Genomic DNA, 24,597 nt, shown 5'->3' with positions numbered 1-24,597 from the left:
AAAACCGCCAAATGGCGGTTTTTTTATATTAATTACTTGGTTCATAGAAGAATCCTGCATCTGGTCCTATAGGTAAACCTGTTAGCATCCAAATGAGAAGCATGATTGTCCAAACAATTGAAAAAGCGATTGAGTAAGGAAGCATGGTAGAAATCAAGGTACCAATACCGACCTTTTTGTCATACTTTTGCGCAAATGCAATGACTATAGCAAAGTATGGCATAAGTGGTGAAATAATATTTGTAGTTGAATCAGCTATTCTGTAAGCAAGTGTTGTTAGTTCTGGTGAATAGCCAAGTTGCATCATTAGTGGAACAAATACTGGTGCCATGATGGCCCATTTCGCTGAGGAACTACCAATAAATAGATTAATTAGCCCAGCGACCAAAATAAATGCCAATATCAGACCGATTCCAGTAAAACCTATAGAATCTAGAAATTCAGCGCCGCTTACAGCTAGTACTTTACCTAAATTTGTGTGATTAAAGTAGGCTACGAATTGTCCTGCAGTAAAAGCTAACACAATATACATGCCCATAGTATTCATAGTATCTGATAATTGATTAGCTACATCTTTGTCATTTTTAATAGATTTCGTAATTTTACCAAAAACGAGACCGGGGACGAAAAATAGGATCAATAAGATTGGAACAAGTGTTTGAAAAAATGGAGATTCAATAAAATTATCTGAATCGCGCAGTGGGGCACCACTTGGAAGAACTAGCAAGGATAGAAGGGCTAGTGTAACGAGTAATGCAATTAAAGAGCCCCACAATCCTTTTTTCTCAGTCGAGGTCAAATAATCAACTTCTTCTTGATATTTTCCTTTATAAGTCCCAAGACGGGGTTCAACAATTTTATCAGTTACCAGGGTTCCAACAATCGTAAGCACAAAGACAGAAGCAATCATAAAATATAAATTCATCGTTAATAATATACCATCTGCATAGGCTGGATCTATTGTTTCTGCTGCCACTTTTGTCAGATCTGTAAGTAAAGGATCTAACGATGTTAAAAATAAGTTGGCACTATAACCAGCAGATACACCAGCGAAGGAGGCCGCAAGTCCAGCTAAAGGATGACGTCCTAATCCCGCAAATAAAACTGCTCCCAATGGAGTAAGAACAACATAACCAGCATCAGACGCCATACTAGACATAATTCCAGCGAAAACAAGAGCTGCTGTCATTAATGAACGGGGCACGGAAGTTACCAGACCTCTAAGCATTGCGCTAATGAGTCCTGATCTTTCAGCAACCCCAATACCGAGCATAGTGACAAGGACTGTTCCTAAGGGAGCAAATCCAACAAAGTTTTCAACCATACTCTCGAAAAGATATTGAATACCATCTCCTGAAAGCAGGTTAACGACTTGCACCGTATCTCCAGTTGCAGGGTCTTCCACTTCAACACCTAAACGGGAAATTAACCATGAGGCTAAAACAACTAAAACAGCAAAAACAGCAAATAATGTGATAGGGTGGGGAAGTTTATTCCCAATGCGCTCAACCCAATCGAGTATACGCATTACGATCCCTTTTTTCTCTGGATGTTCCATCATGATCACCTTTCTACATACAATTCACTTAATTTAAATAACGCGCACTTAAGTATAATCAAATGAACAATCCATTAAAAGTATTTTTAAAAAAGTCGAAATAGAGGAATTTTTGTGAAAGAAAAGAGTTTGTTTGAAATTAAAGATTATAAATTTATGTTGAATAATTGAAAAAAAGGAATGGGTGAGATAGGGAATAAAACGTAAGCCATAGGATATTTTACGGAGTCATGCTACAATAAGAGAATAAAAATGAATGATCATTCACTATTGGAGGCATTAATATGAAAACCTTGAGAGATACGGTTTATCAAATAACGATTCCTACCCCTTATGCTGTAGGAGATGTGCACGTATATTTATTAGAGGGTGATATACTTACATTAATAGATGCTGGAGTGAAAACTGAACAAGCTTGGGTAACCTTACAAGAAGAGCTTAAAAGATTGAATTATAAACCTGAAGATATTCAGCAAATTGTACTTACACACCATCACCCGGACCATATGGGCCTTATGGAAAAGTTTCCGAACGCTACCGTAGCTGGGCATCCTAAATTAAAACCGTGGCTTGAACGTGACGAAGCCTTCTTTGAAGCATACGAAATTTTTTTCCGTGAAATGTACCTTGAGTCAGGAGTACCTGAGAAATATTTTTATATGTTAAAGGAGCTGCGTAAACCTTTAAAGTGGATTTCAGATGGGAAACTGGAAGTAGAACTAGTGGAAGGAGACATGATACCTGGACATGAAGAATGGCTTGTGCTGGAAACACCAGGTCATGCACAGAGCCATTTGTCATTTTATAGAGAAGCAGACGGGGCTTTTATTGGAGGAGATCTTTTATTGTTTCACATATCATCAAATCCGCTGCTAGAACCTCCCCACGCGCCTGGCGAGCCAAGACCCAGACCTTTGCTGCAATATCGTGAATCCATGGAAAAACTTCTGGATTATAAAATAAACACGGTTTTTCCCGGTCATGGAGAAATTTTTTTCGAGGTAGAAGACCTAATTGTACGGCGTTTAAGGAAACAAGAGGAACGTGCGGATAAAGTTAAGGCTATGTTTCAAACAGGTTCATTAACCACATACCAAGTGTGTACTCAGCTCTTCCCGAAGCATATAGAGAGTCAGTTTGGATTAACGATGTCTGAAACGGTTGGTCAACTTGATTATTTAGAATATACTGGTCAGATACAAAGTTTTTATCAAGGTGAACAGAAAATATATTATGTAAACAGGTGATTATATGGTAAATAGAAAATTAGCAGGAAAGAAAATATTAATTACAGGTGCTTCTGGTGGAATTGGTATGTTTTTAGCTATCCACGTGGCCAGAGCAGGGGGGACACCTATATTAGTTGCACGTTCGGTAGGAAAACTTCAAATTGTCAGTCATAAGATTGAAGAGAGCTTTCAAGTCTCCTGTTATTATTATAAAGCTGACCTTCAAGATGGCGTAGAAACAAAAAGTGTACTAGACCAAATTTACTTTGATCATGGTTCGGTAGATGCCGTTATTAATAATGCGGGTGTAGCAATATTTAGCTACGTTGCTGAGGCTGAGTGGCAGGATATTGAACAGATGATAGATTTAAATGTAACGTCACTCATACGTACAACTCATCAATTGTTACCCCATTTCATAAAACAGAACCATGGTCATATAATTAATATTGCATCTCAAGCTGGTAAAATGGCTACACCAAAGTCAGCCGTTTATTCAGCCTCTAAACATGCCGTTATTGGTTTTACAAACGCATTACGGATGGAAGTCGAGAAACGAGGGATTTTTGTTACTGCTGTAAACTTGGGCCCTGTTCGGACAAACTTTTTCCAAAAGGCCGATCCAACAGGAAGTTATCAAAAATCAGTAGATTCTTTAATGTTGCATCCAAATAAGGTAGCATATGTGATTGTTCAATCCTTGTTCACTAAGTGCCGTGAGATTAATTCACCTGCTTGGATGAATGCTGGAAGCAGGTTGTACCAAATAGCCCCGACTCTGATGGAAAGAGTTTTAGAGAAGCAATTTAACAAGAAGTAGAATTGACTCTTAAAATTAAAAGATGTACAATAATTGCACAAAAATTCAGTTTGTCTTAAGATTAGGAGTGAAAAAGTTGAACTTAACGATTACTGCTGTAGCTCATGAGCAATTACAACAGCTTCAAGCTAATAATTATCAGGCATTAAGGCTGTTTTATGACACAGAAGATATGGGTTGCGGTGTTAACGGCCTTCCTACCATTCGTTTAACCAATCTTATTTATAAAGATACGGATAGAGAAGTAGAAAATGAAGAGTATCACGTGATCATTGATCATCAACAAGCAACCTTTTTTAAAAAAGAAATGAAACTAGACTTCATAAAGGGAACTTTTCGTCTCTCTAGTCCCGAAGGCATCCTTAACCCTGTAATCCCTACTGTCAGTGTAAAGAAAGAGGTGTTACTATGAGTCGGAAACAAACTGAACCTGGTTCTTTAGGAGCCCAGTTTGATGATGAAATGATTCAAAAACTTCGTTCTAAGAAAACGGAATTGAGAAAAGAAGAAGAACAACGTGTAGAAAATGAACGAAAACAACGAATAAAAGAAAAGAAAGAACGCGAAGCTAATAAGAGCTTTGAAGAACTTTTGAATGAAAGTGATTTAAATTGGAAAGCTTACAAGAAATAAAACGCCCAACCAGATTGGCTGGTGGGCGTTTTTTTAACGATGTTTGTCATAGGTTATAAGCTTTGTCATTGCTTGAAGATCATTGAATTTTCGCTCAGTGAGTGAGGTCGCTTCTAAATAATTTAAGTTGTCTTCTAGTTGCTTTATTGAACTTGCTCCAAAAACGGCTGAAGCGACGGTTGAATTATGGAGAATATATTGGAGAGCGAGGGCTTCAGCAGTGCGCTCCGAACTTTCATAATCCTTCCATTTATTCGCAATAGTCAGTAGTTCCTCATAGCTATAGTCTAGAAAGCCATCTACCCCTTTCTCTTTGACCTTTTCTTCCCCTTTGGAAGAGAGCATTCCCTTAGATAAAGGTCCCCTAGCTAAAACACTTATATTATTCTTCTTTAGTAAATCTAAAATTTCTTCCTCTGGTCTACGGTCGAGGGCACTATACTGCATCATAACACTAGCTATATTAGATTTGTTCACATATTCCTTAATGACATTTGGACGAATAGAAGAAATGCCGTATTCTCGTATTAATCCCTCTTGTTTTAGTTCATCTAGTGCTTCTATTGTTTCATCGATGGGATCGTCAATGGTTCCACCGTGTAATTGGTACAGGTCGATATAATCAGTACCTAATCGTTGTAGACTATCTTTCACTCCGTTTTTAATGTGAGATTTTGACGGGTCCCAAGACCAACCTTCTTCACCTGGAGTGAACTTATTTCCGACCTTTGTTCCAAGAATTAATTGCTCTCTTCTTCCTTTAATTGCTTCCCCCACAATACGTTCGTTTTCACCGAAATCATAAAGATCGGCCGTATCTAAATAATTAATACCTGCATCTAATGCACGATCAATGATTGATTTGGCTTTGACTTTTTCAGTTCCTAGAGACATACATCCTAAACTGATCTCTGAAACGTGAAGGTCTGACTTACCAATTTGTCTTTTATTCATCAAATCTTCCTTTCTTTAAGTAATTCATACTCGGGTACGTTTCTTCTCTATGATAAACTAACTTTAGATCGAAAGGGAGGATGAAGCTTATGCATAAGTTTGAAGAAATAACTACTCATACTAAAGAAATATTCCAAGGGAAAATTATTCAGTTGAAAGTAGACAATGTTACTTTACCCGATGGTAATACATCTAAACGAGAGATTATAAAACATCCAGGTGCTGTCGCTATTATCGCATTAACGGACGAGGGAAATATTGTTCTTGTTGAACAATACCGTAAAGCTCTAGAAAAAAGCTTAGTAGAGATTCCAGCTGGCAAACTAGAAGAAGGGGAGGATCCTCAAACAACTGCTAAACGTGAGTTAGAAGAGGAAACTGGCTATACAACGGATAATTTACAATTAATCAACACATTTTATACATCACCAGGATTTGCTGATGAACTCGTCCATCTCTATTTTACAGATCATTTACAAAAAATGCATTCATCCCCTGATGGTGATGAGGACGAATTCGTTGAGTTGATGGAATTATCCCTCAAAGATTGCGAACAACTTGAACAACAACAGCGTATACACGATGCTAAGACTTCTTATGCATTACTCTATCTGAAGCTAAGGGGATTAAAGTGAGTTCGACCTATTTTACTGATCTTCATATCCATGTAGGAAGTGACTGGTACGGTAATCCTGTTAAGATCACAGGTTCAAAAGCATTAACGCTCACAAAAATTTTAGAAGAGGCGAGCCGGAGAAAAGGACTTAATATTATTGGAGTCATTGATGCACATGCTCCTGCTGTGCAAGAAGAACTCATGGACTTAATACGGAAAGGCAACGCTTATGAGCTTTCGGAAGGGGGCATACAATTTGAAGATACTGTGCTCTTGCTTGGTAGTGAGATAGAGATATACGATAGCTCTTGTAGCGGTCCTATCCATGTACTTTGTTACTTACCGACCCTTCAGAAAATGAAAGACTTTAGCAAATGGCTCTCGTTAAAAATGACAAATATAAACTTAAGTTCTCAGCGATTCTATGGAACAGGACGTGAATTACAATCTTATGTTAAGGATCAAGGAGGATTGTTTATTCCTGCCCATGTATTTACTCCTTTTAAGAGTTTGTACGGTAAAGGAGTCAAACGGAGCTTACGTGAAGTATTTAATCCTGAAAATATAGACGCAATTGAATTAGGCTTAAGTTCTGATACGAGTATGGCCGATCAAATTAAAGAATTGCATCAGTATCCCTTTGTTACTAATTCAGATGCTCATTCGGCATCTAAGCTAGCGAGAGAATATCAACAAGTTAGTTTGGAAGCAGCTACATTTGAAGAATTTGCAAAAGCTCTTAAAGGACTAAATGGGAGAAAGATTTTACGAAACTTTGGTATGAATCCTAAGCTTGGAAAGTACCATCAAACGGTATGTAGTAAGTGTTTTACTCCAGCTTCGAAATCTCAGTATTCATGTAATGAATGTGGGTCACATAAAATTATAAAGGGTGTATCAGACCGAATAAGTGAATTAGGAGAGGACTCGACTCCTCCTGAGCGACCGGAATATATCTATCAGGTTCCACTAGATTATTTACCTGGGTTAGGTAAAAAAACGTATGAGAAGTTGATCGAAGCCTTTCAAACAGAGATGAATATTATTCACCACACACCTTATGAGGAGTTATCTTCTAGTATTTCAAAACCAGTAGCAAAAGCTATTCTAGCAATGAGATCAGGAGAACTGTCCATAAAATCTGGAGGCGGAGGGGTTTATGGAAGAATTGACAGAAACCTCTCGTAAACATGGTCTACTTTTCATTCCCTCGTCATAGATTAATTATATATCGTTGATGAGAAAGGATGAGAATCCATGCAACGTGGTGTGCGAATGGTTCAAAAAGATTTAAATAATCACATGAGTATTTTTGTGTTTATTTTTGTGCTTTTTATAATGGGGATGGTCTTTGGGGCTATCATTGTAAATAGTATGAATTTTGTACAAAAAGAGGATTTGTTTTTTTATTTAAAACAGTTCTTTGAGCAAATGATTGATATGAATAGTTTAGATAAAACAACTTTGCTAAAAGAGAGTATTCTTTACCATGTGAAGTATATGTTACTTTTATTTCTATTAGGAATATCAATTGTTGGCATGCCGATCATCACTGTGCTTTTATTTATAAAAGGACTTGTGATAGGATTCTCTGTTGGTTTTCTAGTAAATCAAATGGGCTGGTATGGTTTGTTGTTATCTTCTGCTTCTATTGCACCTCAGAACCTATTAATTATTCCAGTATACTTATTGGCTGGAGCTTTGGCCTTGCTATTTTCTTTAACTTTATGCAAACAATTGTTTATTAAAAGGGTCCACCAGCCTATTTTGCAAGCCTTTGCTAAATACAGTGCACTGTTTGGAATTTTACTAGTATTTTTAATAGCTGCATCTTTAGTAGAAGTATTTGTTGCCCATCCTCTATTAGAAGTGGCTGTAAAATTAGTTTATAAATAATAAGTATCAATTAATAATGATTATCATTAATAATTTGTAATTATTTTAATTTGACACTCGTTCCTTCTCTGCTTATAATTAAATTGGAATTACGAGGGAGGGACAAAACGAGATGGAACATCGACTGGAACGGATAAAAAAACAATTGCATTCCCAAAGTTATAAGCTAACACCTCAGCGTGAAGCCACCGTAAGGGTTCTATTGGAAAATGAAACAGACCATTTAAGTGCAGAAGACGTTTACCTCCTCGTAAAAGAGAAAGCACCAGAAATTGGTCTGGCAACAGTTTATCGTACATTAGAATTATTATCAGAGCTGAAGGTTGTTGATAAAATCAACTTTGGAGACGGAGTATCGCGTTACGATCTTCGTAAAGAAGGTGCTGAACATTTTCATCACCACCTTGTATGTATAGAATGTGGTTCTGTTGAGGAAATTGAAGAGGATTTATTAGGTGATGTAGAAAAAATAATTGAAGGCCAGTGGGGATTTGAAGTGAAAGATCACCGCTTAACCTTCCACGGAATCTGCAGGGTATGTCAGAATGCAGCCGTAACAAATACTTCTTCTTAATACGTAAACGACTAAAAAATCTGTAAAGTCACTATGAATCTAGCATTCATGGGGGCTTTCTTTATTACGAATGTTTCTATTTACAAATATAAATAATTCGTGTACGTTTAACATGTGCGTTGATTACATGTATATTTGCGTAGTTTTTAGACATATCCTTTATAAATAAAGATTATGGAGGAGCTTATGTTTAAACAAAATTCGCAATTACAGGAATTAATTAAAGTACTTATTATATTTACAGTTTGTACAAGTTTATTTTATGTAGCCTTGCGTGTCATTCATGATCAACATGAAAGAAGTCATCGGTATGATCCGCCTGATGGGGCTGCTATTAAGGTAATGAATCCGTTAGACTCTGAGTGGTCTGATCGGCTTACAATTTTCTTTCAACTAGGGGAGTAGAAAGAATGAAATTTGCTCTGGAAGATTTTTTTCATTATTTAACGGTCGAGCGTGGATTGTCAAATAACACGATCCAATCGTATAAGAGAGACTTAAATCAATATCATACATTTTTACAAGCAAGTGAAGAGCTGAATGATTGGGATCAGGTTTCTCGCTCTCATATAATGAAACACTTGTATGACTTAAATGACAAAGGGAGGTCCTCAGCGACCATTGCTCGCTTATTATCTTCCATTCGTTTATTTCATCAATTTATGATCCGAGAAAAGATAACAAATCAGGATCCAAGTCTACATATTGAGACACCGAAGAAGGAACGTAAACTACCTAAAGTATTATCATCAGATGATGTAGACAAGTTATTAAGTGTGCAACCGAAGAATCCACTTGCGATTAGAAATAAAGCTATGCTAGAAATTCTTTATGCTACTGGTTTACGTGTCACAGAATTAATTACATTAAAAGTTAGTGATTTACATTTAACCATGGGCTTTGTTCGTTGTATGGGAAAAGGCTCTAAAGAAAGAATTATTCCGCTTGGAGATTTGGCAAAAGAGTCATTGGAGATTTACTTAGATGGACCTCGAGAGAAACTAGTAAAACGAAAACAAACAGAAGAGCTATTTGTTAATCATCATGGTTCACCACTATCAAGGCAAGGATTTTGGAAAGTGTTGAAAGCGATTGCTCGAGAGGCGGGAATTACTAAGGCGATTACCCCTCATACATTGCGGCACTCATTTGCAACCCATTTGCTAGAAAATGGGGCAGATTTAAGAGCCGTTCAAGAAATGTTAGGCCATGCTGACATTTCTACTACCCAGATATACACACATGTAACAAAAATGCGGCTTAAAGACGTTTATCGCTCGTATCATCCACGAGCGTAATCTCTTTTTCTTTTTAGTTGTCTGACATCCTACAACTTTAAAGCTGGGTTATTTTTATTAAGCTATGGGAAAATAAACATATAGGAGGTAAATAACTATGAAAACATTTAATCGTGTATTTTTAATCGTTATGGACTCAGTAGGTATTGGAGAAGCTCCTGATGCTGAGAAATTCAATGATAAGGGGGCCCATACTCTAGGGCACATAGCAGATCATATGAACGGATTGAAGATGCCTCATATGGGGAATTTAGGACTGGGTAATATTAGTTCTATCCAAGGAATTGAACCTACTCAGAATCCTAAAGCTCATTATACTACGATGGTTGAAGCTTCGAACGGTAAAGATACGATGACAGGTCACTGGGAAATTATGGGCCTTAACATTCAACAACCTTTTCGAACGTTTCCTGACGGTTTTCCCGATGAATTACTTGATCAAATAAAGTCAAAAACTGGACGTGGAATTGTTGGGAATAAACCAGCTTCAGGAACGGAAATTCTTGATGAATTAGGCGAACATCATTTGAAAACAGGTGATCTAATTGTATATACATCGGCAGATTCAGTTCTACAAATAGCTGCACACGAGGAAGTCGTTCCACCTAAAGAGTTATTAGAGATTTGTGAATTTGCACGTGAATTAACTAGGGATGAAAAATATATGGTAGGTCGTGTAATTGCTCGTCCATTTATTGGAGAACCAGGTGCTTTCGAACGTACATCTAATCGTCATGATTATGCACTTAAGCCTTTTGGAACGACTGTTATGAACAATTTAGAAGATGAGGGATTAGACGTTATTGCCTTAGGTAAAATCTCTGATATTTATGACGGGGAAGGGGTAACGGAATCTATTCGTACAACCGATAATATGGATGGCATGGATCAACTAGTTTCATCGATGGATAAAGACTTCAAGGGTTTGAATTTCTTGAATCTTGTAGACTTTGATGCGAAGTATGGTCACCGTCGCGACCCACAAGGATACGGTGAAGCTTTAGAAGCTTATGACAAAAGACTTCCGGAAGTAGTGGAAAAGTTAAAGGAAGATGATTTGTTAATCATTACGGCTGACCATGGAAATGATCCGATTCATCATGGCACCGATCATACGAGAGAGATTGTACCGCTTCTAGTATGTCATAATGGCATCACTGAAGGAAAGGCTTTAGAGCAACGACAAACTTTTGCGGATATAGGAGCTACTATCTCTGAGAATTTTTCTGCAAAAATGCCAGAACACGGAAAAAGTTTCTTGAAGGACATTCAATAGGGGGATCACTTTTATGAAAATGAAAAGCAAAGAAGCAGCAAAATTTATTCAAGAGAAATTAAAGGTAGAACCATCAGTAGGTTTAATTCTAGGCTCAGGTCTGGGAATATTAGCTGATGAAATTGAAAATCCAACAGTGATAAGTTACGAAGATGTTCCTCATTTCCCTGTTAGTACTGTGTCTGGACACAAGGGACAGTTGGTGATTGGCCAATTAGAAGGACGTCAAGTTATCGCGATGCAAGGTCGTTTTCATTATTATGAAGGCTATGATATGAAGCAAGTTACTTTTCCTGTTCGTGTTATGAAAGATATTGGTGTAGAAACTTTATTCGTCACAAACGCAGCTGGTGGAATAAATGAATCATTTGAAGCTGGAAACTTAATGTTAATTACTGATCATATTAACAATATGGGAGATAACCCGTTAACTGGACCTAATGAAGAAGACTTTGGACCACGTTTTCCAGATATGTCCGAAGCTTATGACCGTGCTCTAATTAATCATGCAGAGCAAAGTGCTGATCGATTGGGCTTAACCATTAGAAAGGGAGTTTATGTCGGCAACTCAGGTCCAGCCTATGAAACAGCCGCTGAAGTACGTATGTTACGAATATTAGGTGGAGACGCGGTAGGAATGTCTACGGTTCCAGAGGTAACGGTTGCGAACCATGCAGGTATTCGGGTCCTTGGTATTTCTTGTATCTCCAATATGGCTGCCGGTATATTAGATCAGCCATTAACTCATGATGAAGTAATAGAAACAACCTCAAGAGTAAGGGAAGATTTCTTAGGATTCGTGAAAGAATTATTGCGAACTTTACCAGCTTAAAAATAAGGGAGGGGTGACACGAATGAGAATGTATGACGTCATTGTAAAAAAAAGAGATGGTGGCCAACTATCAAAAGAAGAAATTGAATTTTTTGTCGAAGGTTATACTCAAGGGGATATACCTGACTACCAAGCCTCAGCGTTAACTATGGCAATTTATTTTCAAGGGATGACTCCAGAAGAAACAGCCACACTTACTCAGGCGATGGTCGATTCAGGAGAAACCATTGATTTATCACAAATAAAAGGTCATAAGGTAGATAAACACTCGACAGGTGGCGTAGGTGATAAAGTTACTTTTATCGTAGGACCATTAGTCGCTTCTGTAGGAGTACCTGTAGCTAAAATGTCCGGTCGAGGGTTAGGTCATACGGGTGGAACTTTAGACAAACTTGAGTCCGTGAAAGGCCTAGAAATTGAGATGACAAAAGAACAGTTTATTCAAAATGTTAATGAGCATAAGTTGGCAGTTGCAGGGCAAACTGGGAACTTAGCTCCTGCAGATAAAAAGCTCTATGCCCTTCGTGATGTCACAGGGACAGTTGATTCTTTACCTCTAATTGCTGGTTCAATTATGAGTAAAAAACTGGCTTCAGGGGCAGATAGTATTGTTTTGGACGTAAAAACGGGCAGCGGTGCTTTCATGAAGACTTTAGAAGACTCTGAAGCATTAGCTCAAGAAATGGTGAACATTGGAAATAACCTAGGTCGTAATACCATAGCTGTCATAAGTGATATGAATCAGCCACTTGGTTTTGAGGTAGGGAATGCCAATGAAATTAAGGAAGCTGCAGAAATTTTGCAAGGTAAGAAAGTTGAGGACTTACGGGAACTATCTTTAGAAATTGCTTCTCATATGACTGTACTTGCTGAAGTTTTCTCTAATTATGAAGAAGCATATCAAGCCCTTGAACAAAATTTAGAAAATGGTAAAGCTTTTGCATCGTTCCGTAAGTTAATTGAATCCCAGCATGGAGATACAGCGATGATTGATGATTTAAGTCTGCTTCCTAAAGCTGCTCATGCAATAGAAGTTACGGCTGAGCAAGATGGTTATGTTGCAGAAATCGATGCGGAGTCTATTGGTATTGCTGCCATGTATTTAGGGGCGGGACGTGCAACGAAAGATGACCAAATTGATCACGGTGTTGGTATTACGCTTAAGAAGAAAATAGGAGATCAAGTAAAAGCTGGGGAAGCTCTGGTAATTTTGCATAGTGTTGAAAGTAATGCAGATTCTTCTGTTCAAAAAGTGAAAGAAGCATATCAAATTTCTTCTACTCAAGTGGAAAAACCAAAATTAATTTATAAGGTTATAAAGTAGTCGATTCGTTTTAGTTAATTAGTTCAGTTTTGAGGGAAATGTATATGAAAGGTGGAGCATTGATTTGGAGAGTAATTCAATGCTCCATTTTTATTGTCATACCAAGCTTTTCTTTTACGGTAAATTGCACTAGGAGTTCAAATTTCTAGGGAAAGGAAGAACTCCCTCCCTATCAACATAAATGATTACTGAATAAATCGTTAAGAAATACATAATTCATTAAATTTTTCAAACTACTCATGACTTTTAACATTGAACTCTTTTTAGCGTAGATCCTCCTATTTTAGAAGTGTATTTGCTTGCTTTCCCAGACCATTCACAAATTTGTTGTATAGAAGCGGGTCTACAGGGGAAAATAGGATCACTTAAGAAGCAGGAGGTATCATTATGCGTAGGTTTGTAAGTATGTTACTAGCAATAAGTGTGATAACGATGCTGTTTCATCCAGCTCATACTCAAGCTGAAGATAAAAAGGATTCTATTGCACCAACCGCACCATCAGCTATTCTAATGGAAAAGAATAGTGGAATGACGTTGTACGATAAGGAAGCTGACAAAGAGTTACCACCCGCAAGTATGACTAAAATTATGACGTTACTTCTCATTATGGAAGAACTCGAGAAAGAGAATATTTCGCTAGAAGAGAAAGTTAGAATTAGTGAACACGCCGCATCAATGGGTGGTTCACAAATATTTCTTGAAGCCGGAGAAGAAATGACGGTGGAGGATCTATTAAAAGGGATTGCTGTAGCTTCAGGAAACGATGCAAGTGTTGCTATGGCAGAGCGGATTGCGGGGAGTGAAGACGAATTTGTAAAGATGATGAATGATAAAGTGAAAGATCTGGGATTAAAGCATACTCATTTTGAAAATCCAAATGGACTTCCTCATGATAATCATTATAGCACTGCAAGAGATATGGCTGTAATGGCAAGGGAATTATTGATGCATGAAGCCATAACAGACTATACAAGTATTTATGATGACTATTTAAGAAAAGGTGAAAAGAATGAGTTCTGGCTCGTTAATACGAACAAATTAATTAAAAACTATCCGGGAATGGATGGTTTGAAAACGGGATTTACGAATAAAGCTAAATATTGCCTTACAGCATCTGCTAAGAAAGGCGACCTCCATATGATTGCAGTAGTTATGGGAGCAGAAAAACCGAAAGAGCGTAACGAAGCTGTCACTAATTTGCTTGATTTTGGATTTGGTCAATATGAAGGGGTTAAATTATATTCGAAAGATGAAATTCTACACAGCATGGAAAATTCAAGGGGAATGCCAAAGGATTTGCCTTTAGTACCTGAAAAAGATGTAATGATATTGAAGAAGAAAAATGAAGAAAAAGCAAAATATAAAACTTCAGTTACATTAAATGAAAGTGTTGATCTTCCTATTAAGAAAGGTGAGCACCTTGGCTGGGTTACGATCAGCAATGGAAAAGAAGAAATATCAAAAGTACGTTTAGAAGCATCAGAACCTGTAAATAAAGCAAATCTTCTTGAGTTGTGGCAACGTTCTTTTAGAAATTTGACAGGTTTTGAAAAGTTTTAGCGAGCGATCACTAGTTTTGTTTTTAGGAAGGAAAAAGGGTGCTCTTCTGCGAAAAGACTAAGTGACTCTAATTGATAAGGAGGAACTATATATGAGTCTTTCCGTAGATTTTACCATTAAAGAATCTGTTTTACTTGTACGCTTAGAAGGGGAGTTAGATCATCATGAAACAACTAACCTTCGTGAGGAATGGCAAACTCACCTAGCCCAAAATAACGTAGGGCATGTCATTGTTAATTTAGAAAAACTTACTTTTATGGACAGTTCAGGGTTAGGAGTTATGCTAGGACGTTATAAAGAAATACAAGCTGCTGGTTGGGAAATGGTTATATGCTCTGTTTCCCCTGATGTTCGTCGATTATTTGATCTATCAGGGATGTTTAAAATCGTAAAGCTTGTCGACAATGAAGATTTTGCCCTGCAAATGTTAGGGGTGGCGTCATGAAGAAAAACCATATGAAAATTGAATTTTCCAGTATTAGTCAGAATGAGTCCTTAGCTAGAATTGCTGTGGCTTCATTTATCAGCCCACTGAATCCAACGATGGATGAATTAACCGATTTTAAAACTGTAGTTTCGGAAGCTGTTACAAATTCTATAATTCACGGCTATGAAGAAAGCCCTGAGGGGAAAGTAATTGTAGAATGTACGATTGATCAGGAACATATTGAAATTGTTATTAAGGATTATGGCGTCGGAATTGAGAATATTGAAGAGGCGAGAGAACCTTTATTTACTTCAAAGCCTGAGTGGGAACGTTCTGGTATGGGTTTTACCATAATGGAGAACTTTATGGATAAGGTCGATATCAAATCGTCTAAAGAAGATGGGACAACAATTACACTTGCTAAGCAGTTAACTACAACAAAGGTTATTTATAATTAGGGCTATGAAAATGAGGACGAATACTAAAGAGGAACGCCTATCCGATGAGGACGTGCGGGATTTAATTAAACGAAGTCAGTCTGGTGATCAGGAGGCCCGTCACTTTTTAGTTGAAAAAAACACGAGACTTGTCTGGTCTGTTGTACAAAGGTATTTAAGAAGAGGGTATGAACCAGATGACTTGTATCAAATTGGCTGCATAGGTTTACTTAAGTCTGTTGATAAATTTGACTTAAGTTTTGATGTGAAGTTTTCGACTTATGCTGTTCCTATGATCATTGGTGAAATCCAAAGGTTTATTAGGGATGATGGCAGCGTGAAGGTAAGTCGCAGTCTTAAAGAAACCTATCATAAAGTTAGAGTGAAGAAAGAGGAGCTTCTAAAAGAACACGGCCGCTCCCCTACAATTAATGAACTAGCGAAAGCGTTAAATCTTTCTAGTGAAGAGGTTATTCAAGCAGAGGATGCGGGAAGGTTACCGCAGTCTATATATGAAACGGTTTACGAAAGTGAAGGGGATCCTATCACGCTTGTAGATCAAATAGCAGAAGAAGATTCTAGGTGGTTTGAACACCTGACCTTACATGATGTGATGGATACGCTAGAAAAACGAGAACGATTAATAATCTATTTGCGTTATTTTAAAGATCAGACACAGTCAGAAGTAGCTGCACGTATTGGAATATCTCAAGTTCAAGTGTCAAGACTTGAGAAGAAAATTTTAGAACAAATGAAAGAATCTATGAATGATACTTCTTAAAAAACTACGCGACTGCGTAGTTTTTTCTTTTTGTATGATGATTTAAAAATGTTACATACTAACAAAGAGACCTTTTGCGGGAGGCGAGAAAATGTCAGCGCCAATATATATACGCATGAAGCAGTCAATTCGCACCCCTGCTAAGCAAATGATTCGTGTGAAAGATGTTGCACGAATAACGGGAGCGGTAAGAAAGAGGCAAATGATTGAGAATATGATTATTCATATGATCAAGCCTGAAGATAAAAATATTATCGTAATTGATAGCTTTTCCATTATTGATCAAGTAATTAAACGCTTTCCTGAAAGTGATATCGAGATCTTAGGACCTAATCAATGTGTTGTTCACGTAGAACGAAAAAAGAAATTTCCTCATTTACTCATCGTAAGCTTTATATGGATATTACTGTTTATAGGCGCTGCAATGGCTATTATGAACTTTCACTATGATGTAAGTATGGAGATGGTACAGCAGAAGCTGCATTTTATGCTGACAGGTAAAGAAGTGGAACACCCTTTATGGATTCAAGTTCCTTATTCAATTGGTTTAGGCATAGGAATGATTCTTTTTTTCAATCATTGGTTTCATAAGAAATTTAATGAAGAACCTAATCCTATGGAAATTGAAGTCTTTAAGTACCAAGAAGATTTAGATCATTACGTTGCGATTCATGAAAATAAGGTGGAACAATCGGATGAGGATCATTGAAGCAATAATTGGTCTGGCTTCAGGAATAGCTGTCGGAACTGGGTTTGTAGCATTTATTACTGTGTTAGGAATTGTGCCTAGGTTAATGCAGTTAAGTCATTCTGAGAATAGGGTTGTATGGTATGAATTCGCCATAATTTTTGGTGTGTTTTTTGGTATTTATCTATCTTTTGGAGATTTTCCCGTCAAAATTCCCGTCGTCGGTTTAATATTTTGGGGTCTCTTGCATGGGATGTTTGTCGGAATGTTAGCCGCTGCCTTAACAGAAGTTTTAAATGTATTTCCATTATTATTTAAAAGGATTGGCATTGAAAGGTATTTATTTACACTATTGATGGCCCTGTCGTTAGGAAAGATTTTTGGATCATTATTTCAATGGATTATATTTGTGAAGTGAAGGAGCGTACATCATGCCTAGTTTCGATGCAAAAGATTATAAGAAAACGAGTCAAACTTATCAACCCAAACCACCATATATAATAAACGCGCTGAAAGCCTTTATTGTTGGAGGAATGATCTGCGTTTTAGGTCAGCTAATTACAGAGATGTATATACATTGGTTTAACTTTAGTGAGAAGGATGCCGGAGATCCAACCATAGCAACACTTATTTTACTATCTGCTTTAGCTACCGGCTTTGGGGTATATGATCGACTTGGACAATTTGCTGGTGCGGGTTCGGCTGTTCCAGTAACAGGCTTTGCTAATTCAATTACGTCGGCTGCTTTAGAACATAAAAGCGAAGGCCTTGTATTAGGCGTAGCTACCAATTTATTTAAACTGGCTGGGTCAGTACTTGTATTTGGAGTCGTTGCGGCATACGTTCTTGGGATCATTCGATATACATGGCAGTCTTTATTTTAAGGGGGGATATTTTATGGCAAAAACAGGAATACAAACATGGAATTTTACTAAACCGATCTATATACAGTCTACAGGGACTGTTGTGGGACCGTTGGAAGGTCAAGGACCCTTAAAAGATACATTCGACAAAATATATAGTAAATTGCATTGTGATGAGGATAACTGGGAATTAGCTGAGCGCAGGTTAATGGTAGATGCTGTTGATTTCTGCTTGCAAAAAGGAGGAATGGACCAACGTGAAATTGATTTATTCCTAGCTGGTGATTTATTAAATCAGAATGTTACAGGAAACTATGTAGCTAGACAACTAGGGATTCCACTCCTTGGAATGTTTGGCGCATGTTCTACTTCTATGGAGACACTTGCAACAGGAGCAGCCTTAATCGAGGGTGGTTTTGCAAAACAAGCAATAGCTGCAGTTAGTTCACATAATGCAACAGCTGAGCGTCAATTTAGGTATCCAACAGAATATGGTGGACAAAAACCTAAATCAGCGACTTTCACAGTGACAGGAAGCGGAGCAGCCTTACTTTCGACAAAGCCCGCAGCCGTTAGAATTGAATCAGCAACGATAGGGAAGGTTGTGGATTATGGGATAACGGACCCCTTCGATATGGGATCGGCTATGGCTCCAGCAGCAAGGGATACGATAAAAACTCATCTTGAAGATATGGGGAGAGTTCCTTCAGATTATGACATTATCGTGACAGGGGATTTATCAGCAGTAGGAACTCCTATTGTTAGAGATATGTTAAAAGACGATGGATATAATATTTCAGAAGTTCATAAAGATTGTGGATTACTTATTTATTATAGTGAACAACCAGTTTTCAGTGGAGGAAGTGGATGTGCTTGCTCAGCAGTAGTTACGTATGGGAAGTTAATGAATGATTTAAAACAGGGGATTTATAAACGAATATTAGTTGTTGCTACAGGTGCTTTAATGAATCCTATGATGCTTCAGCAAAAAGAATCAATTCCTGGAATTGCTCATGCTGTAGTATTTTCAAAAGAGGAGGGGGTTTGATGACTTTTTTATGGGCATTTCTTGTCGGTGGTGGGATTTGTGTAATTGGTCAATTTTTACTTGATTTTGCTAAATTGACTCCTGCACATGTTATGTCTTCCTTTGTAGTAGCTGGGGCTATTCTGGATGCATTTGATTTATATGACAATCTAATTGATTTTGCCGGAGCAGGGGCGACCGTGCCTATCACTAGCTTTGGTCACTCGCTTTTACATGGAGCCATGGAACAGGCTGATAAACATGGGTTGATCGGAGTAGCTACCGGGATCTTTGAATTAACTTCAGCCGGAATTTCTTCTGCCATACTATTCGGGTTTCTTGTTGCAATCGTTTTTAAACCAAAAGGCTAATTTTCTGTTAGAAGGGATTGACTTGGATGCCAACTGAAAAAGATACGCCGATTGTTATGAAATTAGAGCAGAATCGTTCGATCATGAACGAAAGAATTGGAGAGGGAGAATCCTTCGATGTAGGTTTTCGTAAGTTAAATATTTTAGATCGCGAAGTAAATATATACTATGTTACAGGATTATGTGAATCAGCAGTTATTGTTAATATATTGAGGCAGTTATTCGAACTCAATAATGAAGGAACAAGGGAGAAAAAATCTGCCTTTGAACACATATATAATAACCTTGCGCATCAACAAGTAGATGTAGAAGATAAGATAGAGAAATGTATTACGCAAATGCTATCTGGTCTAATTGTTATATTTATTGAGGGAGAAGCGGAAGCATTAATTGTTGATGTCCGTGCTTACCCTGGGAGATCACCAGATGAGCCTGATACTGAAAAAGTCATACGAGGTTCTCGTGATGGTTATACAGAAAATATTATTGAGAATACTGCGCTAACCCGTCGTAGGATTAGAGATGAGCGACTTCGTCATGAGTTGTTGCAAATAGGAGAACGTTCTAAGACAGATATATGTATTTCCTATATAAAGGGTATTGCAGATCCAGGGCTTGTTGATGTATTAAAAGAAGAGCTTAAAAAGATTGATATAGATGGTTTGACGATGGCTGATAAAGCAGTGGAAGAGTTTCTGGTGAAGCAAGGTGCTAATCCGTTTCCGCTTGTAAGATACACAGAACGTCCAGATATTGCTGCTGCCCATTTACTAGAAGGACACGTCCTAGTTATGGTCGATACATCTCCAAGCATGATTATAACGCCGACTACTTATTTTCATCACTTGCAACATGCAGAGGAGTATCGTCAATCTCCGGCTGTTGGAACTTTTGTAAGGTGGATAAGATTCTTCGGAGTGTTTGCATCTGTATTTTTACTGCCATTATGGATGCTGTTTGTCGTTCAGCCGGATTTATTGCCTGAAACGCTCGATTTTATTGGCCCAAATGAAGAAAGTAATATCCCTATCATCGTTCAAATACTACTAGCTGATCTAGGATTAGAAATGTTGCGTATTGCTGCGATTCATACACCAACACCTCTAGCAACAGCCATGGGTTTAATTGCGGCTGTCCTTATTGGACAAATTGCAATAGATGTAGGAATGTTTGTACCTGAAGTTATTTTATATGTTGCGATAAGTGCAATAGGATCTTATTGTACGCCAAGTTATGAACTTTCGATAGCAAATAAAATGAGCAGGTTGATGTTAATAATATTAGCTGCTTTATTTGGTCTAAATGGATTTGTTGTAGGAAGTACACTGTATATTCTGTTGCTGACGCGTACTAAATCTTTAAATACACCTTATATGTGGCCTTTATTACCATTTAACGGTAAAGCGCTTCTGTATATCCTATTAAGAATGTCAGTGCCTATAGAGAAAGTAAGACCTAGTATTGTTCACCCTCAAAATAATCGAAGGCAGAGGTAAAGATGATTGCCGTTAAGTAAATGTTGTGATAAATTAAAGTTAATTTGAAAATGTTCCTTTTATTATAAGGAGCATTTTCTTTATATTGATTTCTCTAGAAAGGCGGAACAACATGAATCGTGAGGTCAACGATCAAGGACGACTTTTAATTGGAGGGATCCCGGCCCATGAAATTGCTGATGCTTATGGGACTCCCGTTTATGTATATGATGTAGAACGGATTAGACACAACGCTCGAGCATTTGTCCGAACATTTAAGGAGCATGGTGTTCCTGCTCAGGTTGCCTATGCGAGTAAGGCTTTTTCGTCTATTGCTATGTTACAAGTTGCTAAAGAGGAAGGGCTTAGCTTGGATGTTGTTTCTGAAGGCGAATTGCATACTGCTTTGCAGGCTGAATTTCCTGTTGAGAAAATCCATATGCATGGTAATAACAAAAGTCTTACTGAGTTAGAGATGGCTGTTGAGAATAATATAGGGTGTATTGTTGTTGATAATTTTTATGAAATTGCTTTACTAACGGATTTACTTGCTGAAAAGGATTCCTCGATGGATGTTCTATTAAGGGTTACTCCAGGTATCGAAGCTCATACACACGACTATATTTTAACAGGTCAAGAGGATTCCAAATTCGGTTTTGACTTATCGAGTGGACAAGCAGAAAAAGCTTTTCAATTACTCCATTCTAATGAGCGCACCCATGTGAAAGGGCTTCACTGCCATATTGGCTCACAAATCTTTGAGACAAGTGGTTTCACATTGGCGACAAGTAAGCTGTTCGAAACGATGAAGGATTGGCGAGAGCGTTTTTCTTTCATTGCTGAAGTGTTAAATTTGGGCGGAGGATTTGGTATCCAGTATACCGAAGAGGATGACCCATTAGATCTTGATCAGTATGCTCTAGCTTTAATAGATGAAGTAAAACACCAGTCCGAAGAATTATCCTATCCACTACCTGAAATTTGGATTGAGCCTGGTAGAGCTATTGTTGGTGATGCAGGAATAACGCTTTATCAAATGGGGTCAATTAAAGAGATTCCAGGTGTTAGAACCTATGCTTCTGTAGATGGGGGCATGACTGATAACATTAGGCCAGCTCTTTACCAAGCTAAGTATGATGCTGTTTTAGCGAACAAAATGCACGAACCAGAGATAAATGAATATTCTATTGCTGGTAAGTGCTGTGAGTCAGGAGATATGCTATTATGGGATGTAATGCTTCCTAAAATAGAACCAAATGATTTAATGGCTGTATTTAGTACAGGTGCTTACGGGTATGCAATGGCTAATAACTATAATCGTTTTGGGAAATCAGCTGTTGTTTTTGTTGAAAACGGAAAGCATCAACTAGTTGTTCGTCGAGAAAGTTACAAGGAAATTACAAGACTGGACTTATCTTATAACCCATAATAGGAGGAGAAGAAATGAAAAAAGCAACGATTACATTTGAGAATGGTGAAAAATTTATAATTGAACTATATGATGAAGAAGCTCCAAATACAGTAGCAAACTTTGAAAAACTTGCGAATAGTGAATTTTACGATGGGTTAACGTTTCATCGAGTTATTTCTGATTTCGTTATTCAGGGCGGTGATCCTAACGGCAATGGTACAGGTGGTCCAGGGTATACTATTAATTGTGAAACAGAAGGGAACCCTCATAAACATGAGCGCGGTACACTATCTATGGCCCATGCCGGAAAAGATACAGGAGGAAGTCAATTTTTTGTTTGCCATTCGCCTCAACCTCACTTAGACAATCGTCATACGGTATTTGGTAAAGTAACGGAGAACGTAGAGATCGTTGATCGTGTCCGTCCTGGAGATGTTATGCAACGTGTGAGAGTAGAAGACAAGTGAAAATGTTGTTCTGTATTATCTTGTAATTAATGATTGAATTTATCATCACATTATTGTTCATTGTGGCCCCGATTGGTTTGACAATCCATGAAATGGGCCATACTGGTATAGGACTTTTTTCGGGATCTAAACGATCTGTATTGACTATTGGACTTGGACCTCCTATAATACGTATAAAACTACACAAATTACACATAATTATACATGCTTTGTATTTTTTTGGAGGCTATTCTTCAAACGAAAAAAATTCAGGATTTAGTCCATTACAAAAAATTCTCATCAGCTTAGGTGGCCCGTTAGCCAATGGATTATTTGCATCTTTCCTAATAATGACCACTCGCTCGTTTGTAAATGAGCCGTTCATTGATCTATTAATCATGTTTAATCTCTATTTAGCTGTAATAAACCTAGTTCCTTTTCGTTTAGGTAGAAGGAAATCTGATGGGTATCGTGTTCTTCAAACCATGTTTCGTTCAGCTGGTTGAATCTTTAGGGGAAATCCAGTATGCTATTTATTGCCGAGGTAAGATCACAAAGTAGTGGAGGCAATCTATTGAAAAAGAAGAACTGGATTCTGTTTACGTTCTTACTATTGTTTAGTTTATCGTGGGGCGTATACTATTGGTTTGGTATTGTAATGTAATCACACCGTATAGATGTTTGAGATGGTTTAAGTTATAAAAATTAGAGAGCATTACGAGGGGTTATTATGTTAATACGATTTAAAAAATCATTTGAAAAAATAGCAATGGGTCTTCTTTCTTTTATGCCTGAATGCAAAGAGGTTCGAAAACTTCAGGAAACCATGCAAGAGTATGGAAGAAATAAAGATTGGCATCTTTATTTATGGAAGGAAGAAGATATTTTAGGTACGATTGGGGTGCGAATTGAGGGGGACGTAGCTGTTATTCAACACGTCTCCGTTAATCCATCGCATCGGAATCTAGGAATTGGTAAAAAAATGATTAAAAATGTTCGTGAGCAATATGAAAAAGATTATGAAGTGTGTGCAGATCATGCAACAGAAGCATTTGTAGATAAATGCGACATGGAAAGTTCTTCTTCACAGGTATAATTAAAAAGAAGCGCCTAAATGAATAAGTAGTTCAGTTTGGAATACAAAACCGCAAATTGTACTCCTTAACTGAACTGCTTTTTTATTTGAATTTGCAATCGAAAACATATTAAATTGTAAGAAAGAGAGATTAGAATTAGAGGCTCTATAATGAATGTGGTGGTCATCATTCCTGGTCCCCCAACATATTTATTATACAGATGTTGGGGATTAATGATAAGAACGTAAGGTGTGGGACGTTCAAAGGAGAGATTTCTGTTTTCCATCGTTCAAATGTTTTACGAGCTCGACGTTGGACTTCGTGGCAGACTTGATCCCCCCATACACCTGACGCATGAAATGAAAGCGAATGGTGATAATGAAAGGGTTGTCTAAGACATCTTACTAAATGGTGGCCTCCTTTTAATGTTTACACTCTTCTTCTTTTATGTTTATCTATTATATCTTTTTTCAATAAATTACTGCTATCCCCGTAAGAAACGCCCCACTCCTTACATAACTGTTTCACTTCTTTTAAGAGGTTCGTATCATTAACCGGGATGTTTTCGCTTTTATATAAATCTCCCGAATCGATACCTGTTTTTGTAGAAATTACTAAGTTTTCGAATCGATGATAATCGATGCCTAACTCTAACAAATTCTCCTTATTTTTTGATAACTTTTGAATTGTTTTATTTATTAAAATTGAGGCTCCTTTACGGTTACCTCTTCGTAAATGATATAGACTAACAGCAAATTGAATAAGCAAAACCCATACAGAATCTCTGTAGCCGGGTTCTGTTTCTTTCCAATGGTGTTCAAGTACTTCATGGCACTCAAAGTAATCCCTTGTGCCATGGAAATGGGCTAAGAACTCAATGTAATGTTGAGGATACATGAAATCAACTCCTTTCTACCTATTCTACTTGTAATGGGGGATTTCCCACAAGTTGTAAGAGGAGAGGATTTTGAAGATAATATTAACGCTTGTCGAATTTTCTGGTACTATTATTTAGTACTTAATTT

31 protein-coding genes are annotated in these 24,597 nt (G+C 37.5%); 28 read left to right on the top strand and 3 right to left on the bottom strand.

What is annotated here, in order from left to right:
- Window positions 1–28: 28 nt before the first annotated feature.
- Window positions 29–1,558, bottom strand: a complete 1,530-nt coding sequence (locus ACFQIC_RS01435) for an AbgT family transporter (protein ID WP_204707551.1) — start codon at window positions 1,556–1,558, stop codon at window positions 29–31.
- Between the two features lie 284 nt (window positions 1,559–1,842).
- Here ACFQIC_RS01435 and ACFQIC_RS01430 point away from each other — a divergent pair, with 284 nt between their 5' ends.
- The 4 genes from ACFQIC_RS01430 (at window position 1,843) to ACFQIC_RS01415 (ending at window position 4,240) form a co-directional block, all read left to right on the top strand.
- A complete protein-coding gene (locus ACFQIC_RS01430) occupies window positions 1,843–2,805 on the top strand; it encodes an MBL fold metallo-hydrolase (protein ID WP_204706563.1) in 963 nt (320 codons plus the stop codon).
- Between the two features lie 4 nt (window positions 2,806–2,809).
- The gene (locus ACFQIC_RS01425; protein ID WP_204706561.1) at window positions 2,810–3,607 is read left to right on the top strand and encodes an SDR family NAD(P)-dependent oxidoreductase; all 798 of its coding nucleotides are present in this window, start codon (window positions 2,810–2,812) and stop codon (window positions 3,605–3,607) included.
- A 76-nt stretch (window positions 3,608–3,683) separates the two neighbouring features.
- Window positions 3,684–4,019: an iron-sulfur cluster biosynthesis family protein gene (locus tag ACFQIC_RS01420; RefSeq protein WP_204706559.1), complete on the top strand. Its 336-nt coding sequence runs from the start codon at window positions 3,684–3,686 to the stop codon at window positions 4,017–4,019.
- Complete coding sequence (locus ACFQIC_RS01415) at window positions 4,016–4,240, top strand: YqkE family protein (RefSeq protein WP_204706557.1); 225 nt, start codon at window positions 4,016–4,018, stop codon at window positions 4,238–4,240. The genes ACFQIC_RS01420 and ACFQIC_RS01415 overlap by 4 nt, the downstream gene beginning before the upstream one ends.
- A gap of 33 nt (window positions 4,241–4,273) precedes the next feature.
- Here ACFQIC_RS01415 and ACFQIC_RS01410 read toward each other — a convergent pair whose 3' ends face one another.
- Window positions 4,274–5,194 carry an aldo/keto reductase gene (locus tag ACFQIC_RS01410; RefSeq protein ID WP_204706555.1) on the bottom strand — a complete coding sequence of 307 codons (921 nt, stop codon included), beginning with the start codon at window positions 5,192–5,194 and terminating at the stop codon, window positions 4,274–4,276.
- 89 nt (window positions 5,195–5,283) lie between these two features.
- Here ACFQIC_RS01410 and ACFQIC_RS01405 point away from each other — a divergent pair, with 89 nt between their 5' ends.
- From ACFQIC_RS01405 to ACFQIC_RS01290, 24 genes are all read left to right on the top strand, one after another.
- Entirely contained in the window at window positions 5,284–5,829 is a 546-nt protein-coding gene (locus tag ACFQIC_RS01405) for an NUDIX hydrolase (protein WP_204706553.1), read from the top strand.
- On the top strand, window positions 5,826–6,998 hold the full coding sequence (locus ACFQIC_RS01400) for an endonuclease Q family protein (protein WP_204706551.1): 1,173 nt from the start codon (window positions 5,826–5,828) through the stop codon (window positions 6,996–6,998). Before ACFQIC_RS01405 ends, ACFQIC_RS01400 begins: the two co-directional genes overlap by 4 nt.
- Before the next feature lie 69 nt (window positions 6,999–7,067).
- Window positions 7,068–7,706, top strand: a complete 639-nt coding sequence (spoIIM, locus tag ACFQIC_RS01395; RefSeq protein ID WP_204706549.1) for a stage II sporulation protein M — start codon at window positions 7,068–7,070, stop codon at window positions 7,704–7,706.
- 112 nt (window positions 7,707–7,818) lie between these two features.
- Window positions 7,819–8,280 (top strand): ferric iron uptake transcriptional regulator, encoded by a 462-nt coding sequence (gene fur / locus ACFQIC_RS01390; RefSeq protein ID WP_204706547.1) that lies wholly within the window; start codon window positions 7,819–7,821, stop codon window positions 8,278–8,280.
- 186 nt (window positions 8,281–8,466) lie between these two features.
- Complete coding sequence (locus ACFQIC_RS01385; protein WP_204706545.1) at window positions 8,467–8,685, top strand: DUF4227 family protein; 219 nt, start codon at window positions 8,467–8,469, stop codon at window positions 8,683–8,685.
- A gap of 5 nt (window positions 8,686–8,690) precedes the next feature.
- The gene (gene xerD, locus ACFQIC_RS01380; RefSeq protein WP_204706543.1) at window positions 8,691–9,578 is read left to right on the top strand and encodes a site-specific tyrosine recombinase XerD; all 888 of its coding nucleotides are present in this window, start codon (window positions 8,691–8,693) and stop codon (window positions 9,576–9,578) included.
- Between the two features lie 97 nt (window positions 9,579–9,675).
- A complete protein-coding gene (gene deoB / locus ACFQIC_RS01375; protein ID WP_204706541.1) occupies window positions 9,676–10,854 on the top strand; it encodes a phosphopentomutase in 1,179 nt (392 codons plus the stop codon).
- Between the two features lie 13 nt (window positions 10,855–10,867).
- Window positions 10,868–11,686, top strand: a complete 819-nt coding sequence (locus ACFQIC_RS01370) for a purine-nucleoside phosphorylase (RefSeq protein ID WP_204706539.1) — start codon at window positions 10,868–10,870, stop codon at window positions 11,684–11,686.
- A 22-nt stretch (window positions 11,687–11,708) separates the two neighbouring features.
- Entirely contained in the window at window positions 11,709–13,010 is a 1,302-nt protein-coding gene (locus tag ACFQIC_RS01365; protein WP_204706537.1) for a pyrimidine-nucleoside phosphorylase, read from the top strand.
- A 387-nt stretch (window positions 13,011–13,397) separates the two neighbouring features.
- Entirely contained in the window at window positions 13,398–14,570 is a 1,173-nt protein-coding gene (locus ACFQIC_RS01360; protein ID WP_204706535.1) for a D-alanyl-D-alanine carboxypeptidase family protein, read from the top strand.
- Between the two features lie 91 nt (window positions 14,571–14,661).
- The gene (gene spoIIAA, locus ACFQIC_RS01355) at window positions 14,662–15,015 is read left to right on the top strand and encodes an anti-sigma F factor antagonist (RefSeq protein WP_204706532.1); all 354 of its coding nucleotides are present in this window, start codon (window positions 14,662–14,664) and stop codon (window positions 15,013–15,015) included.
- Window positions 15,012–15,455 carry an anti-sigma F factor gene (gene spoIIAB / locus ACFQIC_RS01350; protein ID WP_204706530.1) on the top strand — a complete coding sequence of 148 codons (444 nt, stop codon included), beginning with the start codon at window positions 15,012–15,014 and terminating at the stop codon, window positions 15,453–15,455. Before spoIIAA ends, spoIIAB begins: the two co-directional genes overlap by 4 nt.
- 4 nt (window positions 15,456–15,459) lie before the next feature.
- The gene (gene sigF / locus ACFQIC_RS01345; protein WP_204706528.1) at window positions 15,460–16,215 is read left to right on the top strand and encodes an RNA polymerase sporulation sigma factor SigF; all 756 of its coding nucleotides are present in this window, start codon (window positions 15,460–15,462) and stop codon (window positions 16,213–16,215) included.
- A gap of 91 nt (window positions 16,216–16,306) precedes the next feature.
- Window positions 16,307–16,924 carry a stage V sporulation protein AA gene (locus ACFQIC_RS01340; protein WP_204706526.1) on the top strand — a complete coding sequence of 206 codons (618 nt, stop codon included), beginning with the start codon at window positions 16,307–16,309 and terminating at the stop codon, window positions 16,922–16,924.
- On the top strand, window positions 16,911–17,321 hold the full coding sequence (locus tag ACFQIC_RS01335) for a stage V sporulation protein AB (RefSeq protein ID WP_204706523.1): 411 nt from the start codon (window positions 16,911–16,913) through the stop codon (window positions 17,319–17,321). Before ACFQIC_RS01340 ends, ACFQIC_RS01335 begins: the two co-directional genes overlap by 14 nt.
- A 13-nt stretch (window positions 17,322–17,334) precedes the next feature.
- Window positions 17,335–17,787, top strand: a complete 453-nt coding sequence (spoVAC, locus tag ACFQIC_RS01330) for a stage V sporulation protein AC (RefSeq protein ID WP_204706521.1) — start codon at window positions 17,335–17,337, stop codon at window positions 17,785–17,787.
- Window positions 17,788–17,800: 13 nt separating this feature from the next.
- Window positions 17,801–18,814, top strand: coding sequence for a stage V sporulation protein AD (spoVAD, locus tag ACFQIC_RS01325; RefSeq protein WP_204706519.1), 1,014 nt, complete (start codon window positions 17,801–17,803; stop codon window positions 18,812–18,814).
- Window positions 18,814–19,164 (top strand): stage V sporulation protein AE, encoded by a 351-nt coding sequence (gene spoVAE, locus ACFQIC_RS01320; protein ID WP_204706517.1) that lies wholly within the window; start codon window positions 18,814–18,816, stop codon window positions 19,162–19,164. Before spoVAD ends, spoVAE begins: the two co-directional genes overlap by 1 nt.
- A gap of 26 nt (window positions 19,165–19,190) precedes the next feature.
- Window positions 19,191–20,660 (top strand): spore germination protein, encoded by a 1,470-nt coding sequence (locus tag ACFQIC_RS01315; RefSeq protein WP_204706515.1) that lies wholly within the window; start codon window positions 19,191–19,193, stop codon window positions 20,658–20,660.
- Between the two features lie 112 nt (window positions 20,661–20,772).
- The gene (gene lysA, locus ACFQIC_RS01310) at window positions 20,773–22,068 is read left to right on the top strand and encodes a diaminopimelate decarboxylase (RefSeq protein ID WP_204706512.1); all 1,296 of its coding nucleotides are present in this window, start codon (window positions 20,773–20,775) and stop codon (window positions 22,066–22,068) included.
- 14 nt (window positions 22,069–22,082) lie between these two features.
- Window positions 22,083–22,517, top strand: coding sequence for a peptidylprolyl isomerase (locus ACFQIC_RS01305; protein WP_204706510.1), 435 nt, complete (start codon window positions 22,083–22,085; stop codon window positions 22,515–22,517).
- A gap of 29 nt (window positions 22,518–22,546) precedes the next feature.
- A complete protein-coding gene (locus tag ACFQIC_RS01300; RefSeq protein WP_390216899.1) occupies window positions 22,547–23,002 on the top strand; it encodes a site-2 protease family protein in 456 nt (151 codons plus the stop codon).
- A 20-nt stretch (window positions 23,003–23,022) separates the two neighbouring features.
- Complete coding sequence (locus tag ACFQIC_RS01295; protein WP_390216898.1) at window positions 23,023–23,160, top strand: hypothetical protein; 138 nt, start codon at window positions 23,023–23,025, stop codon at window positions 23,158–23,160.
- A gap of 66 nt (window positions 23,161–23,226) precedes the next feature.
- Entirely contained in the window at window positions 23,227–23,592 is a 366-nt protein-coding gene (locus tag ACFQIC_RS01290) for a GNAT family N-acetyltransferase (protein WP_204706506.1), read from the top strand.
- A gap of 409 nt (window positions 23,593–24,001) precedes the next feature.
- Here the strand turns inward: ACFQIC_RS01290 and ACFQIC_RS01285 are convergent, their stop codons facing one another.
- Window positions 24,002–24,469, bottom strand: a complete 468-nt coding sequence (locus ACFQIC_RS01285; RefSeq protein ID WP_204706504.1) for a DUF309 domain-containing protein — start codon at window positions 24,467–24,469, stop codon at window positions 24,002–24,004.
- Window positions 24,470–24,597 lie beyond the last annotated feature (128 nt).

This window comes from Halobacillus seohaensis, from assembly GCF_042663045.1.
Classification (GTDB): Bacteria; Bacillota; Bacilli; order Bacillales; family Halobacillaceae; genus Halobacillus_A; species Halobacillus_A seohaensis.
The sequence above is the reverse complement of the archived record's forward strand: the minus strand, read 5'-3'. Positions and strand labels throughout refer to the sequence as shown.